We start from the raw sequence: 13568 nt of genomic DNA on the forward strand, positions 1-13568 counted from the left end.
CCGCAATGAGATTATGCGACCGCGATATTGAAGCCTGGCTTGATAGCGGAAAACTGGCGATTACGCCGCGGCCACCCGTAGAACGTATCAATGGTGCAACGGTTGACGTCCGTTTAGGCAATCAGTTCCGTACTTTCAGTGGACATACCGCTGCCTTTATCGACCTGAGTGGCCCGAAGGACGAAGTGAGTGCCGCGCTCGATCGCGTGATGAGCGATGAGATCGTTCTCCCCGAAGGCGAGGCGTTCTTCCTGCATCCAGGAGAGCTGGCTCTGGCGGTAACGCTGGAATCCGTCACCATTCCTGACGACCTCGTAGGCTGGCTGGACGGACGCTCCTCGCTGGCGCGCCTGGGTTTGATGGTCCATGTGACCGCGCACCGTATCGATCCAGGCTGGCAGGGCCGTATCGTGCTGGAGTTCTATAATTCGGGCAAACTGCCCCTGGCGCTGCGCCCCGGGATGCTGATTGGTGCACTAAGCTTTGAGCCGCTTTCCGGGCCAGCCGCGCGCCCTTATAATCGCCGTGAGAACGCGAAATATCGAGGCCAGCAGGGTGCTGATGCCAGTCGTATCGATAAAGACTAATTCATGAGGATGTGATGAGAAGAGTGATAACCACGCTGGCCATCTTACTGGTGGTGGTCGTAGCAGGCTTGACCGCGCTGGTTTTGCTGGTCAATCCCAACGACTTTCGTAGCTACATGGTACAACAGGTCGAACAGCGCAGCGGTTATCAACTTACCATCAACGGCGATTTGCGCTGGCATGTCTGGCCAAAACTCAGCATTCTTGCCGGTCGTATGAGTCTGACGGCGCCCGGTGCGTCGCAGCCCGTTGTTTCTGCAGACAATATGCGCCTGGATGTAAACCTCCTGCCTTTATTGTCGCATCAGTTGAGCGTCAGCCAGGTGATGCTGAAAAATGCCGTGGTGCGCGTGACGCCTGACAGTGCCGCACAGGCCCCGCAGGATGCGCCGCGCGGCCCGCACAATACCGAGCCGACCTCTTCTGCCCAGTGGTCATTCGATATTGACAAGCTTCAGCTGTCGGACAGCCTGTTTATCTGGCAACAGCCGGGCGGTGATGCGTTCACCTTCCGCAATCTGAATCTGGATATGGAGCAGGATCAGTCCAGCGTGGCAACGATCACGCTGAATACCAGCCTGACGCGCAACCAGCGCACGGCGCTAGTCAATCTGAAAGGCCGGCTGGACAAATCACAGTATCCTCATCAGTTAAGCGGTCAGCTCGATCAGCTGGATTACGATCTGTCTGGTGCCAGCCTGCCGCCGCAGGGCATTAAAGGTACGCTGAGCTTTCAGGGACGCTGGAATGCCGACAGGAATACCTTTGCCGTCACCGACCTGAAGCTTAACGCCAACGACAGCGTTCTCAGCGGCAATGCGCAAGGCAACCTCACGCCACCGCAACAACTGGCGCTGGACCTTCATGCCACTTCACTCGATATGGACAACCTGCTGTTTATCTCATCCCTGACCCAGCAGGTGAGTGGGCAAAGCAGCCAGATCGCCCCTGCGCCGGTGATTGCCGATCAGCGCGAACCCACGAATGCGGACTCGCCGCTCAACGATATCGATCTGGATGTCAAACTGCAGGCGGATAAGGCGGTGTGGCGAGGTCTTAGCCTCACCAAACTCGCTGTGGATGCGGTTAACCAACAGGGCTTGATGACACTGCGCACGCTGTCTGGCTCAGTAGGACAGGGCAGTTTCTCTGTTCCCGGCAGCATTGATATTCGTCAGCCCGTTACTCATGTCACCTTTAAGCCGGTGCTGAACCAGGTTGATATCCAGCCCTTGTTAAAGGCGCTTGCCTTGCCGCAGTCGTTACAGGGAACGGTGGATCTTAATGGCGATTTGGCGGGTGATAATCTTACCCTTGAGGATGCGAAACGCAGCTGGCAGGGCAAAGCGGATATCCGTGTGAGCCACCTCAAGCTGGCACAAATTGACTTGCAGCAGATGGTGCGTCGCGCCGTCGCACGCGTCAGCGACCGTATCAGCAGTGACGATCAGGCATCAGGGCAGGGCATCGACGACATTAGCGGCCAGCTTGCGCTGAAAAAAGGGCAACTCACCTTTAGCCATCTTAACGGTACCAGTAAGCAACTGGCATTACGGGGCGACGGCAGTGTCAATATGGTGCAGCAACAGTTAGACGTGACGCTGAGCCTGACGCTGAGCGGCTGGCAGGGTGATGAAAAACTGGTTGCAGCGCTCTCCAGCCAGGCGATCCCGTTTCGTATCTACGGCAGCTGGGATAATCCACAATATACGCTGCCGGTTGACGATGTGCTCCGTGATAAGTTGCAAAACGAGGCTAAAACACGTCTGAATCAGTGGCTCGATCGTCAGCAGACCAAAGACAGCCACCAGGATTCGCCGCGCCCATAAAGGTGCGCCTTCAGTGCGGCGCGTCGGGGTTTGGCAGGATTTCTACCTTCTGAATCCGGTGGTGTTCAACCTGCAGGGTGCGTAACCGGTAATCGCCGAGTGCGATCTCTTCGCCTTCCTGCGGGATCGTCTGCAGTCGGTCCATCACCAGCCCGGCAAGCGTGTGATAATTACGTTTGTCGTCCAGCGGCAAGGTGACATACATTGCCAGGTCTTCTAGCGGCATTTGGCCATTGGCAATCCAGCCGCCCGCACCGTTAGGCTGAATGTCATAGCGCGCATCGGTCTCACCTGCCTCATTGGGCAGACTCCCGGCGATGGTTTCCATCAAATCGCTCAAGGTGACAACGCCTTCCACAGAACCAAACTCATCAACGACAAAAGCAAAGTGCGTGTGCCCCTGACGAAACAGCTCCAGCGCCTGTAACAGGGTGATGCGTTCATGAAACACCAGCGGCTGGCGGATCAGACTGCGTAAATCGAGTGAATGGTGGTGCAGTGACTGATGCAGCAAATCGTTAACATGCACAATGCCGAGCGGTTCGTTGCCGTTATCCGTGATAACGATGCGCGTATGCTGATTACTGTCGAGATTCGCCATAATGACGGCCGGATCGTCACTTAAGTCAATATGCTGAACATCGTGGCGCGTCGTCATAATGCTGTTTACGTGACGCTGTCCAAGCCCCATGACTCTGGCGATCATCACGCGCTCCTGACGATTGAACAGCGCGACTGAATCGCCATCGGCAAGCATCGACGACGTTTTTGCATCCAGTTCTGCCCGTTCGGCTTCGCCGCGTAACAGGCGTAAAACCGCTTCAGCGGTACGCTGCCGTAACGGACGACCGGCAGACAGCACCTTGCGACGGTTAAACTGCGCAAGCTGGTTCAGGGCTTCAATAAGCACCGAGAAACCAATGGCGGCATAGAGATAGCCTTTAGGAATGGCAAAGCCAAACCCTTCCGCCACCAGACTAAAGCCAATCATCAGCAAAAAACTCAGGCACAGGATAACGATGGACGGGTGACTGTTGACGAAGCGGGTAAGGGGCTTACTGGCCAGCAACATCAATAAAATGGCGACGGTAACCGCGACCATCATCACGGGCAAATCGTTTACCATACCGACAGCCGTGATCACCGCATCCAGCGAAAATATCGCGTCCAGCACCACAATTTGTGCCACTACTGGCCAGAATTTAGCGCCGCCTTTTTGTTGAGCGTTGTCGTCATCGCTACCTTCTAGTCTTTCGTTCAGTTCTGTTGTCGCTTTAAACAATAAAAACAGTCCACCGAACAGCAGTAACAGGTCACGGGCGCTAAAGGCGTGATTAGCCAGCGTCATCAATGGCTGGGTCAGTGTTACCAGCCAGGAAAGAGATGCCAGCAGCAGCAGTCGGCAGACCAACGCCATCAGCAGGCCAATAACCCGGGCCCGATCGCGCGACGCGGCGGGAAGCTTTTCGACCAGAATGGCGATAAATACCAGGTTATCGATGCCCAGTACCAGTTCAAGAACGATTAGCGTGACTAAACCTGCCCATAACGCGGGGTCGGCCATTACCTCCAACATGCTTTATTCACCTGAATGTCTAAAAATAAGCTTTATCTGATGATAGTGGAGAGAGGGCCAGGGGACAAATAGCGACCTTACAGGTTCTTTACGATTTAATTGAATACCGCATACATTAATTACAGGATAATTCTTCAGCAGATTGATTAATGCGGGGACGACAGTAGCGGAAAAAGGTTGCAGATTAATGTCACCGCATTTCTCATTCAGAGGAATTTCTTATGCGATTATTCCTGGTGCCAACATGGAATAAATCTGATTTTTTTCCACCTCAAAGCCGAAAATGGGCGGATTCAATACTTATTACTGGTAGTCTTTTTCCTAAAATAGTCCAGGGATGGCGGGGTCTACTTGTAAACATGCCAGTAATAACTAGTATAGCAACGAGTTAGTCAACGCCTGCGCCTGAATCTGTAATTTGCGCGATAATCCGTCATGGTATGTAGCGGAATGTCAACGCATTCTGCACAAGGATGTTTTGTGCGCAATCGCACGCGGTGCAGCGAAAAACAGTGGCAATCAGGGCGGTATTGGCAGCGACAGCCAAGGGCGGTAGCGTGTCTGAGTCGCCGCTTCGGTTTGATATTTAATCAGCATGTTGCTGATAAAGTCAGAGTAATCTGTTGGTATTGAGTACGGTATTATTGGTTTCATAGTCAATGACAATGGCGTAAATGCCGCAGGAGCTCCCCTCAGAAACGCTCGGGCTTAAGGGACAATGCTGGTCGCTTAAGAGTCTGGTGTGGTGGGTTAAGGAAATAAAATAAAGAGTTAAATATGCGCGATAACGAATTTACGTTTAAAAGTCTTATCACCAAATTATTATTGGCTTGTTCTGATTTAATATGTTTCAACGCGGCATTATTTATCGCGATGATGCTAATTAATATGACATCTCCTTCACTGTTGTCGGATATGTCTGATCGGGAATTAAATTTAAAAGTTGCTACACACATCTGCCTGTCTGTAATTTGCGTGTTCTGGTTCTGGGTCAGGCTGCGTCATTACACCTATCGCAAACCTTTTTGGTTCGAATTAAAAGAAATTTTTCGTACCATTCTCATTTTCTCCGTCATTGAACTGTCGATCACGGCCTTGTCTCAATGGCAGATGTCACGTTTTGTCTGGTTGCTGACCTGGCTTATTACGCTGGTGATCATTCCGGTCTGCCGTTCGCTGTCTAAACGCCTGCTGAATAAATACGGCTTGTGGAAAAAGCAGACCATTATCATCGGTAGCAATAAAAACGCCCAGGAAGCCTGGCAGGCTTTGCAGAGCGAAGAAGTCATGGGCTTCGACGTGATTGCCTTCTATGACGTGGACGGCTCCTGCCCGCAGGAGTTGATTTCAGGTATCCCGGTGCTGCGCGATGAGCAAGCGCTGTGGAATCTGACGAACAGTGAAACGCAGTTTATTGTTGCGGTTGAGTTCGAGCAAAGTCAGCACCGCGACATGTGGCTGAAATCCCTGGCCATGCATAACTGCCGTTCTGTGTCAGTGATCCCGACGCTGCGCGGTGTGCCGCTTTACGGCACCGACATGGCCTATATCTTCAGCCATGAAGTCATGATTCTGCGTGTTCAGAATAACCTGGCAAAACGTACCTCACGTTTCCTGAAACGCACCTTCGATATTTTCGGTGCACTGTCGATCATCCTGATGCTGCTACCGGCTCTGCTGGTACTGGGCTTCCTGGTCGGACGCGATGGTGGGCCGCCGATTTATGGTCACGAGCGCGTAGGTTTAAACGGTCGTAAGTTCAAATGCCTCAAGTTCCGTTCGATGGTGATTAACTCGAAGGAAGTGCTGGAGGAAGTCTTACGCACGGACCCGATTGCCCGTGCTGAATGGGACAAAGATTTCAAACTCAAGAACGATCCACGTATTACTAAAGTCGGGCACTTTATTCGTAAAACCAGCCTTGATGAACTGCCGCAGTTGTGGAACGTCGTGCGTGGCGATATGAGCCTGGTCGGACCGCGTCCGGTGATTGAAGATGAACTGGCTCGCTATGCTGGCGATGTCGATTACTACCTGATGGCCAAACCGGGCATGACAGGCTTGTGGCAGGTCAGTGGGCGCAACGATGTAGATTATGAAACGCGAGTCTATTTCGACTCATGGTATGTAAAAAACTGGTCTCTGTGGAACGACATTGCGATTTTGTTCAAAACCGTTGGTGTCGTACTTAAACGTGATGGTGCTTACTAGCCGCAGAAAAAAACTCTGTCAGCCATGCTCTGATAGCAGCCCTTTTCAGGTGCCCGGCTGGCAGGTTTTTCTAAAAAAAAGCGGTACGGTATTGATAAACAGAAATGTTCTGCTTTGCTTTAATCCGTCCCGGGTAAAGCGCGTTATTGGTAAAAGACAGGAGCTAAGAATAATGAACGACATGTTCAGGGCCTGATTCAGGATAGTTTACATTTTTCGAGCGCTTACACAGCGGCGTATTCGCCTCTATCAAACATTAACTGATAGCGAAGATCTAAATGATTACAATGAAAATGAAAATGATACCTGTTCTGGTATCTGCCACGTTTATGGCCGGCTGTACCGTCGTGCCGGGGCAAAATTTGTCCACTTCGGGAAAAGATGTCATTGAGCAGCAGGACAACAATTTTGACATCGACAAATACGTTAACGTTTACCCGTTAACACCAACGCTGGTGGAGAGAATGCGTCCCAAGCCCCTGGTGGCACAGGCTAATCCATCACTCCAGACCGAGATTCAGAACTACGAATACCGCATCGGCATTGGTGACGTGCTCACCATCACCGTGTGGGATCACCCTGAGCTCACCACCCCCGCAGGTCAGTACCGCAGCGCCAGCGACACCGGTAACTGGGTACATTCAGATGGCACGATTTTCTATCCTTACATTGGCAGAGTCCGTGTAGCTGGTCGTACCGTTGGTGAGGTGCGTGATGAAGTCGCGCGTCGTCTGGCGCAGTACATCGAAAGCCCTCAGGTCGATGTCAGCATCGCCTCGTTCAAGTCACAGAAAACCTATGTGACCGGCGCCGTGACCACTTCAGGCCAGCAGCCCATTACCAACGTCCCGCTCACTGTCCTGGATGCGATTAACGCCGCAGGTGGCTTAGCGGCGGATGCAGACTGGCGTAATGTCATTCTGACTCACAACGGTCGTGAGCAGCGCGTTTCGCTGCAGGCATTGATGCAGAACGGCGATCTGAGCCAAAACCATCTGCTTTATCCGGGTGACATTCTGTATGTGCCGCGCAATGACGATCTGAAAGTCTTTGTGATGGGTGAAGTGAAACAGCAGGCAACCCTGAAAATGGATCGCAGCGGCATGACGCTGGCGGAAGCACTGGGTAACGCGGCGGGCATGGATCAAACCACCTCTGACGCGACCGGTGTGTTTGTTATCCGACCAACTCGCGGCACTGATCGCAGCAAAATTGCCAACATCTATCAGTTAAACACCAAAGATGCGGCCTCCATGGTCATGGGTACCGAATTCCAACTTGAACCTTACGATATCGTCTACGTAACCTCGACGCCGCTGACGCGTTGGAACCGTGTGATATCGCAGTTGATACCAACCATCGCCGGTGTTAACGATGCGACTCAGGCCGCACAGCGCATCCGCAACTGGTCGAACTAAGGTTTAGCCATGATTAAGTCCGTGTTAGTCGTCTGCGTAGGCAACATCTGCCGCTCTCCCACAGGAGAGCGCCTGTTCAAACGTGCGCTGCCGCACCTTCCTGTGGCATCTGCCGGACTCGGCGCGCTGGTCGGTCATGCGGCGGATAAAACCGCGACTGAGGTGGCGGCCGAAAAAGGGTTATCCCTGGACGGTCATGAGGCCCAGCAGTTAACGGCCAGCCTGTGCCGGGAGTATGACCTGATTCTGGTGATGGAAAAACGCCATATTGAACAGGTTAACCGCATCGATCCGGCTGCACGCGGCAAAACGATGCTGCTTGGGCACTGGCTCAATCAGAAGGAAATAGCGGATCCGTACAGAAAAAGCCGTGAGGCCTTTGAAGAGGTTTACGGGTTACTGGAACACGCCACTCAGAAATGGGTCAGCGTACTAAGCCGATAGTTGGGATTATCCATGAATATAAAAAACAAAGTCATGACCGCGCCACGCGAGGAATCGAATGGGTGGGATTTGGCGCATCTTGTGGGACAGCTTATTGATCACCGCTGGGTCATCGTCGCTGTTACCGCTTTTTTCATGCTGGTGGCAACGCTTTACACACTGTTTGCGACGCCCATTTACAGCGCCGACGCCATGGTTCAGGTTGAGCAGAAGAATAGCAGCACCGTCCTGAATGAACTGCAGTCAATCATGCCCACGACGCCGGCCTCAGATACCGAAATCCAGATCCTTGAATCACGTATGGTGCTGGGGAAAACCGTTCAGGACCTCGGCCTGGATGCGATGGTTTCGCAGAACTACTTTCCGGTCATCGGTAAAGGCTTGTCGCGTCTGATGGGCAACAAGCCCGGACAGGTCGCGGTATCCCGTCTTGAAATCCCGCGCACTATTGAAAAACGCAGTGTTGAACTGGCGGTTACGGGTAAAGACAGCTACACCGTTTCGGCTGATGGCGATGAGCTGTTCAAAGGTAAAGTGGGGCAGTTCGAAAAACACGGCGACGTGAGCATGCTGGTCAGCGATATCAATGCGGAGCCTGGCACCACGTTTACCGTCACCAAACTCAACGATCTGCAGGCAATTAACAGCATCCTGTCTAACCTGACCGTTGCGGACAAAGGGAAAGATACCGGCGTACTGGGACTGCAGTATGTGGGTGAAGATCAGGAGCAGATCAGCAAAGTTCTGAACCAGATCGTCAATAACTACCTGTTACAGAACGTGCAGCGTAAATCCGAACAGGCCGAGAAAAGCCTGGAGTTCCTGAAACAGCAACTGCCGGAAGTTCGCGGCAAACTGGATCAGGCCGAAGACAAACTCAACACTTACCGTCGTGAGAATGAGTCCGTTGACCTGTCGCTCGAAGCAAAATCGGCACTGGATTCTTCCGTCAGTGTTCAGAGCCAGCTTAACGAGCTGACCTTCCGTGAAGCCGAAGTTTCACAGTTGTTCACCAAGGATCACCCAACCTACCGGGCGCTGTTGGAAAAGCGTAAAACGCTGGAAGACGAGCAGACGCAGCTGAACAAGAAAATTGCGCAGATGCCTAAAACCCAGCAGGAAATTCTGCGTCTGACCCGCGATGTGCAGTCAGGACAGGAAATCTACATGCAGCTGCTGAATCGTCAGCAAGAGCTGAGCATCAGTAAAGCCAGTACCGTGGGTGATGTACGTATTATCGATCAGGCCGCGACTGCCAATTCACCGGTTGCGCCGAAAAAGCTGCTGATTATTGCCGCCAGCCTGATTCTGGGTCTGATGGTGTCCGTGGGCGTGGTACTGCTTAAGGCGCTGCTGCATCACGGTATCGAGAACCCAGAGCAGCTGGAAGAGCTGGGCATGAACGTTTATGCCAGCGTCCCGCTGTCCGAGTGGCAACGTAAGAAAGATACCGAAGCACTGGCACGTCGCGGTCACAAGGTGAAAACCGATCCGCATGAGACGTTGTTAGCGCTGGGTAACCCAACCGATCTGTCCATCGAAGCGATTCGTAGCCTGCGTACCAGCCTGCACTTCGCGATGATGGAAGCGAAAAACAACATTCTGATGATTACCGGTGCAAGTCCGGGTATTGGTAAAACCTTTATCTGCGTTAACCTCGCCACTCTGGTTGCGAAAGCAGGGCAGAAGGTGTTGTTTATCGATGGTGATATGCGCCGTGGTTACACCCACGAACTGTTGGGCGCGGAAAATAAATCCGGTCTCTCTAACGTGCTGTCAGGCAAAACTGAGTTTACGCCGGCGATGATCCAGCAAGGACCATACGGTTTTGACTTCCTGCCGCGCGGTCAGGTTCCACCGAATCCGTCGGAGCTGTTGATGCACCGCCGCATGGGTGAACTGCTGGAGTGGGCAAGTAAAAATTACGACATAGTCCTGATTGATACGCCACCGATTCTGGCCGTAACGGATGCCTCCATTATCGGTAAGCTGGCCGGTACCTCGCTGATGGTGGCGCGCTTTGAAACCAACACCACGAAAGAAGTGGATGTCAGCTTCAAACGCTTTGCCCAGAACGGTATCGAAATTAAAGGGATTATCCTTAACGCCGTGGTACGAAAAGCGGCTAACTCGTACGGTTATGGCTATGACTACTACGACTACGAGTACGGTAAACCGACGAAAAGCTAAGAGCTGAAAGAAAAGGGGCGGGTTTGACCGCCCCTTTTGATCGCAGGCTCAGGATGACGACACATAACGATTTGCACAGGTGATTCTGGATACAACGCACAATAAGCGACGATCTAACGTCAATCATCAGAATTCATCATCAACACGCTTTTGTCTGTCGCGATGTCGGCGCAGACCCGCTGAGATATCAACCTGGAAGGTAATCAGCACAGGCCGCTGTTGGCATGAGAACTTGTGGATTTAAGGAATCACACCATGGCTCCATATTGGTATATATCAGGGTTTTTGCTGCTGATTTCGCTGTTTGAAATCCTGGTGAAAAAAGACGAACGCACAAATTATATTCTGACCTGGCTGCTGTGCTTTGCGGCCATTATTCTGATCGTGTTTGGTGGTATTCGCGGGCTTGGCACCGGCATGGATGACTACCAGTACCGCAGTTTCTTCGAAGACTTTATCCGGCGCATCCAGATCAACGGATTTTTCGAGACCGTTGCGTTTTTCCGCTACGAACCGCTGATTTTTGCGATGGCGTGGGTAACCAGCTTAGTTTCGCACAATGCCAGCGTGTTCCTGTTTGTCTTCTGCGCCATCGCGGTATCGATAAACGCTTATTTTTTCAAAAAGATGTCACCTTACCCGGTGCTGGCGCTGGCGCTGTATTCGGCACACATCTTTATCAATAAAGACATTAACCAGATACGTTTTGGCTTAAGTTCCGCCCTGTTCCTTGGCGTACTGTGGACGATATACCTGAAGCGTTACTGGTGGGCCTTTGCCTTTTTTATTCTGTCATTTATGAGCCACAACACCGCCGTGATGGTGGTGACGCTGGTGCCATTCCTGTTTATTCGTGACTGGCGCTGGTGGCCGGTGATTATCATCGGTTTCAGTCTGCCGCTCTCGGTGGTGGGGGGATCAAGCTTCATTGCCCTGATTGCCGGTCATCTTGGATCGCTGGGGGAAAGGGCATCGGGTTATAACAACGATCCCTCCTATGCAATGGATGGCAGCATCCTGTCAGTGTCGAACCTGAAGAACATCATGCTGGTGTTTATCTTCTTCTATTTCATGCTGAGCAATGAGCTGAAACGCGAAAACTATGCGCAGTATCGCCTGAACTACCTGCTGATTTTAAGCTTTGCTATCGGCGGGGCGATCCGTATCTTCCTGTACAACTTCCCGTCAGGTTCGCGTCTTTCTAACTATCTGCAACAGGTTGAACCCATCATCCTGACCTCACTGATCTATCAAGCCAGGCGAGTATGGAAGCCGGCGCTGTTTGGCATGCTGTTTTTCTTCCTGCTCTATTACCTCTACTACAACACCATTTCAACCAAGCAAGCGGTTGTTGGGTATGAAGTGGCCCAGGAGTTTTGGCTGATTCGGTAACGGACCCGGCGATCCGCGCCGCGTGAACGGCTTCACTCAGCGCGGCGGTCGCCTGAAATATCACAGGTTTTTCTTCGACGTTTGTCGATTGAATTGTTTATTTTTGAATACTTTTATGAGGTGCTGGCAATGAAGGACATTCGTTTCTCCATCGTAATTCCGGCTTATAACGCGTCAGAATCGATTGTCACGACGCTGGATTGCGTTAAAGCACAAACGTATCGTCATTTCGAGGTCATCATCGTGGATGACAAATCCGCGGATGCTGCCGCGCTGGCCGACGTGGTGCGCAGTGAGCGCTATCAGGATCTGGACATCAATCTGGTGTTATCTGAGGTGAAACTCAACGGTGCCGGGGCTCGTAATAAAGGCATCGAGCTGGCAACGGGTGACTACGTCAGTTTTCTGGATGCCGACGATGAATGGCATGCGGACAAGCTGCAGCAGGTCAGCGAGAAAATTGCTGAGCTTGAGGCACAAGGCAAACAGAACACCATTATTTTCAGTCAGGTGAACATCTATCAGGACGGTGAGTTCCTGAAAGTCATGCCCATGCAGCCGCCCGCCGAAAATGAAACTGTGGCGGAATACCTGTTTGGCTGTTATGGCTTTATTCAAACCAGCACCATTGTGCTGAAGCGTGAAGATGCCGCTAAAATTCAGTTCGACGCGCGGTTTATCCGCCATCAGGATTATGATTTCTGCATCCGTGCCGATCGCATGGGTTACCGGTTTGAAATGATCGCTTTCCCGCTGGCTAACTATCATCTGGTCACGAAGTTTGGCTCTAAACACAAAGGTGAATCGGTCAAGTACTCCCTGTTTTGGCTGGAGACGATGAAACCGCACCTTACCGCACGTGATATTCACACCTACAAAGCGTTCAAGCTGCCCCTGCGCTACAAAATGGACGGCAACTCGCTGATGGCGAGCGTCAGTTTTGCACGCTACTTCTTGCTGACCAATAAAGACAACCGCACTTACTTCCTGAACCGCGTGAAAGACAAGTTAAAAGCGCGTTTAGGCGGCGAAAAGGCGCTCTCCTGATTCCATTGAATGTCGTGACGTTTTAACGCTGCCGGACAGGCTCCTGGTGGCTCCGTCTATTTTATTTATTCAGGTATGAAAATGAATAATCACTCTGGTACCGTTGGCATTGTTATGCCTATGTATAATGCTCGCCAGACGGTATTACGCGCCGTGCAGTCCGTTATCAATCAAACCTATCAGGACTGGCACCTGTATCTGATCAACGATAAATCTACCGATGATTCACTCGAGTGGGTGAGAGAACAGTGTCAGGACCCGCGTATTACCATTCTCGATAACGCGGTCAACATGGGCGCCGCAGAAACCCGCAATGTCGGACTGCGTGCAGCTACAGAAGAGATCATCGCCTTTCTTGACAGCGATGACGAATGGCACAGCGACAAGCTGCGTCAGCAGATGCAGGCTATTGCCGATGGCGATAATCTGGTCATTACGGAATATCACTACAAAACGCGCAAAGCCGACCACGATATCCGCTATGCAAAGCCTTATCTGCAACAGGATAACTTCGTGAAAAAACAGTATCGGGTGTGCTTCTCATCCGTCTGTTTTCGCCGTCCGCCGGGTGGCATTTTGTTTGAACGCAAAGGCCATGAAGACTTCCTTTTCCTCTACGAACTGTTTAACCGTTATAAACAGGCCCGCATAATTCAGAGCATTCTGGTGAATTATTACGAACTGGGTGATTCCCTGTCGCGTAATAAAAATAAAGCCGCCAAATGGCACCTCGAACTATTAAGAATTATCTATAAAAACAATCCGTTAAAAATCTATTACTATTACGCCTGGTATATGGTGAATGGTGTGCTGTTTAGCCTGAAACACCGCTAAGCCGATCGGCAGGATTGTGTATAAATTTGAGGTGGATAAC

The 13568-nt window shown here is 51.7% G+C and carries 10 protein-coding genes; 9 read left to right on the top strand and 1 reads right to left on the bottom strand.

Annotated elements, in window-relative coordinates; translation table 11 throughout:
• Nucleotides 1-5: 5 nt before the first annotated feature.
• Entirely contained in the window at nt 6-587 is a 582-nt protein-coding gene (dcd, locus tag QNH99_RS08290) for a dCTP deaminase (RefSeq protein ID WP_063880179.1), read from the top strand.
• A 14-nt stretch (nt 588-601) separates the two neighbouring features.
• Nucleotides 602-2416 (top strand): outer membrane assembly protein AsmA, encoded by a 1815-nt coding sequence (asmA, locus tag QNH99_RS08295; RefSeq protein ID WP_410517546.1) that lies wholly within the window; start codon nt 602-604, stop codon nt 2414-2416.
• 10 nt (nt 2417-2426) lie between these two features.
• Here the strand turns inward: asmA and QNH99_RS08300 are convergent, their stop codons facing one another.
• Entirely contained in the window at nt 2427-3992 is a 1566-nt protein-coding gene (locus QNH99_RS08300) for a TerC family protein (protein ID WP_096010817.1), read from the bottom strand.
• Between the two features lie 777 nt (nt 3993-4769).
• Here QNH99_RS08300 and wbaP point away from each other — a divergent pair.
• The 7 genes from wbaP (at nt 4770) to QNH99_RS08335 (ending at nt 13528) form a co-directional block, all read left to right on the top strand.
• A complete protein-coding gene (gene wbaP, locus QNH99_RS08305; RefSeq protein WP_063880176.1) occupies nt 4770-6203 on the top strand; it encodes an undecaprenyl-phosphate galactose phosphotransferase WbaP in 1434 nt (477 codons plus the stop codon).
• A 278-nt stretch (nt 6204-6481) separates the two neighbouring features.
• A complete protein-coding gene (locus QNH99_RS08310; RefSeq protein ID WP_096010816.1) occupies nt 6482-7621 on the top strand; it encodes a polysaccharide export protein in 1140 nt (379 codons plus the stop codon).
• A gap of 9 nt (nt 7622-7630) precedes the next feature.
• On the top strand, nt 7631-8065 hold the full coding sequence (locus tag QNH99_RS08315) for a protein tyrosine phosphatase (RefSeq protein WP_063880174.1): 435 nt from the start codon (nt 7631-7633) through the stop codon (nt 8063-8065).
• A 12-nt stretch (nt 8066-8077) separates the two neighbouring features.
• Nucleotides 8078-10255 carry a tyrosine-protein kinase Wzc gene (gene wzc, locus QNH99_RS08320; RefSeq protein ID WP_410517547.1) on the top strand — a complete coding sequence of 726 codons (2178 nt, stop codon included), beginning with the start codon at nt 8078-8080 and terminating at the stop codon, nt 10253-10255.
• A 255-nt stretch (nt 10256-10510) separates the two neighbouring features.
• Nucleotides 10511-11647 (top strand): EpsG family protein, encoded by a 1137-nt coding sequence (locus tag QNH99_RS08325; protein ID WP_063880172.1) that lies wholly within the window; start codon nt 10511-10513, stop codon nt 11645-11647.
• A 129-nt stretch (nt 11648-11776) separates the two neighbouring features.
• Entirely contained in the window at nt 11777-12694 is a 918-nt protein-coding gene (locus tag QNH99_RS08330; RefSeq protein WP_145394138.1) for a glycosyltransferase family 2 protein, read from the top strand.
• A gap of 81 nt (nt 12695-12775) precedes the next feature.
• Nucleotides 12776-13528, top strand: a complete 753-nt coding sequence (locus tag QNH99_RS08335; RefSeq protein ID WP_096010815.1) for a glycosyltransferase family 2 protein — start codon at nt 12776-12778, stop codon at nt 13526-13528.
• Nucleotides 13529-13568: the final 40 nt, after the last annotated feature.

This window comes from Pantoea allii (assembly GCF_046529425.1).
GTDB classification, from domain to species: domain Bacteria; phylum Pseudomonadota; class Gammaproteobacteria; order Enterobacterales; family Enterobacteriaceae; genus Pantoea; species Pantoea allii.

Coding starts and splice junctions, on each gene's coding strand:
- QNH99_RS08335 (WP_096010815.1), top strand. CDS start 12,776: ATGAATAATCACTCTGGTACCGTTGGCATTGTTATGCCTATGTATAAT.
- wbaP (WP_063880176.1), top strand. CDS start 4,770: ATGCGCGATAACGAATTTACGTTTAAAAGTCTTATCACCAAATTATTA.
- wzc (WP_410517547.1), top strand. CDS start 8,078: ATGAATATAAAAAACAAAGTCATGACCGCGCCACGCGAGGAATCGAAT.
- asmA (WP_410517546.1), top strand. CDS start 602: ATGAGAAGAGTGATAACCACGCTGGCCATCTTACTGGTGGTGGTCGTA.
- QNH99_RS08315 (WP_063880174.1), top strand. CDS start 7,631: ATGATTAAGTCCGTGTTAGTCGTCTGCGTAGGCAACATCTGCCGCTCT.
- QNH99_RS08310 (WP_096010816.1), top strand. CDS start 6,482: ATGATTACAATGAAAATGAAAATGATACCTGTTCTGGTATCTGCCACG.
- dcd (WP_063880179.1), top strand. CDS start 6: ATGAGATTATGCGACCGCGATATTGAAGCCTGGCTTGATAGCGGAAAA.
- QNH99_RS08325 (WP_063880172.1), top strand. CDS start 10,511: ATGGCTCCATATTGGTATATATCAGGGTTTTTGCTGCTGATTTCGCTG.
- QNH99_RS08300 (WP_096010817.1), bottom strand. CDS start 3,992: ATGTTGGAGGTAATGGCCGACCCCGCGTTATGGGCAGGTTTAGTCACG.
- QNH99_RS08330 (WP_145394138.1), top strand. CDS start 11,777: ATGAAGGACATTCGTTTCTCCATCGTAATTCCGGCTTATAACGCGTCA.